Origin of the sequence: Actinoplanes sp. NBRC 103695 (assembly GCF_030269485.1) — a bacterium.
GTDB lineage: Bacteria > Actinomycetota > Actinomycetes > Mycobacteriales > Micromonosporaceae > Actinoplanes.
The window spans coordinates 1-1777 of sequence record NZ_BSTL01000096.1 but is presented as its reverse complement, the minus strand read 5'-3'; the positions used below and the strand labels follow the sequence as shown (position 1 = coordinate 1777).

1 protein-coding gene is annotated in these 1777 nt (G+C 66.0%); it reads right to left on the bottom strand.

What is annotated here, in order from left to right; genetic code table 11:
- Window positions 1–37: 37 nt before the first annotated feature.
- The gene (locus tag QSK31_RS48395) at window positions 38–1651 is read right to left on the bottom strand and encodes an IS1634 family transposase (RefSeq protein WP_285691976.1); all 1614 of its coding nucleotides are present in this window, start codon (window positions 1649–1651) and stop codon (window positions 38–40) included.
- Window positions 1652–1777 lie beyond the last annotated feature (126 nt).

Here is a 1777-nt window from a genome sequence, read left to right as displayed (position 1 = left end):
GCTAGACCGGGACTTCGCACATGCTTTTGGACTGCCGTTATAGCCAGCGTGGTCGGGTGGGGTCGACTTCGAGCAGGGCGAGGAGTTGGGCTTGGAGCCAGCCGGGTTGGGGGATTTTGGGTGGTTGCTGGTGGTGGGCGGGGATGAGTCGTAGGTCGTGCAGGGCTTGCAGGATGAGTCGGCCGGTGGGTCTGACGGCCCTGTTGTCGAAGGCGTAGAAGCCGGCCATGTCGGTCTGGTCCTGCTCGGCGAGCCGGCGGCGGACTTCGCGTTCGATGAGGCTGAAGATGAGCAGGGCCAGGCAGATCACGGTGATCAGTGCAGTGATCCTGCGGTTGGTCTGCAGGAACATCGGTGCGACGGCGAGTGGTCCTTTGATCGTGGAGTAGCGCTGTTCCACGGTGTTCTGGCCTTTGTAACGGCGCAGGACTTCGGCGGCGTCCGCGTCGGCGGGGTTGAGGTTGGTCAGCAGCGCGTACCAGCCGTCGGTAGCGGCTTCAGCGTCGATCGTGTTCTGGTCGAAGTGCCAGGTGAAAACGGGTTTGCCGGTGTCCGGATCGACGGTGACGGTGGTGTGCAGGTAGGCGCCGACACGCCGTTTCTTGCTGATCTGCGCGGCTTTCGCGGTGACGGCGTTGATGTCGGGGTGATACCGGGTGCCGGCGGTCCGGGTGAGGGTGTCCAGATCAGCGCGGGCTTTGCCGAGTTTGAGCTGCCGGGCGGCCTGGGCGGCGTGCTGGTTCGCGCTGGAGTGCACCAGGATCCGTCGGACCTGGTGCACCCGGTCGGTTTTGCGTGGTCCGGCAAGGCGCATGACGTCTTCGGTGACCCGGTAGGCGCAGCGCTTGGCGGCCGGCTTGTTGATGTCTCGCGCGGCGATGTAGTCCACCGTCACGGTGGCGGCCGGGTCGATACCCGCGAACAGGCCGGCCGGGACCCTTGCCGCTGCGAGGGGGGCGAGGAACCGGACTCGGGCGTCGGTCATCGCGGTGAGGTTGCCGTAGGAGATCAGTTTCGAGTCCCCGACCATCAAGAACCCGGGCGTAGCGGCCAGTTCCTGCAACGCGTGCATGGCGTCGACGACCTGCGCGATCTCGCCCGCGCCGCCGTCGTAGACCTGATGGAAAACCGGGACCGCTCCGTCAGCGCTGACCGCGATGCCCGCCTGGATCTGTTTCAAATCCGGGCGCCGGTCTTTCGGATGCCCCCACCCCGGCTGCGGATAGTCCGGGTCGTTGTCCGCGTAGGCACCGAACAGCGAGATCGAGGTCATGTCCCAGTGCAGCCGGGTGACGTCGATGCCGAAGGCGTCGATCGCCGCCGCGCCGACCGTCCCGACGATGGTGTCGGTGTGCTCGGCGACCGCGTCCAACGCCCGGCCGAGCCGGTCGTCGCCCAACGCGGACGCGGCGATCCCGTACACCTCCGGGACCGCCCACGCCCGCGCCCAGTCGACAACCCCAGCCATCGCGGACGGGTTCGTCAACCGGTTCGCGATCAACACCTCGATGACCTGGCCATGCGTCGCGAACGCGATATCCCGGACCGGGCACAACCCGTCGATGATCCCGGCGATATCGATCCGGCGGCAGAAATCCGCGATCACCGGCAACGACCCGAGGCGTTTCTCCAGCACAACACCCTCGACCAACTCGGCACGAGGACACACAGCACTACGACGCGGAGCACCCAGCACACCCATACCCAGACCAACACATCGATCTTGATCAGAGTGACGGACGTTCACTCCAAAGCATGTGCGAAGTCCAGGGCTAGA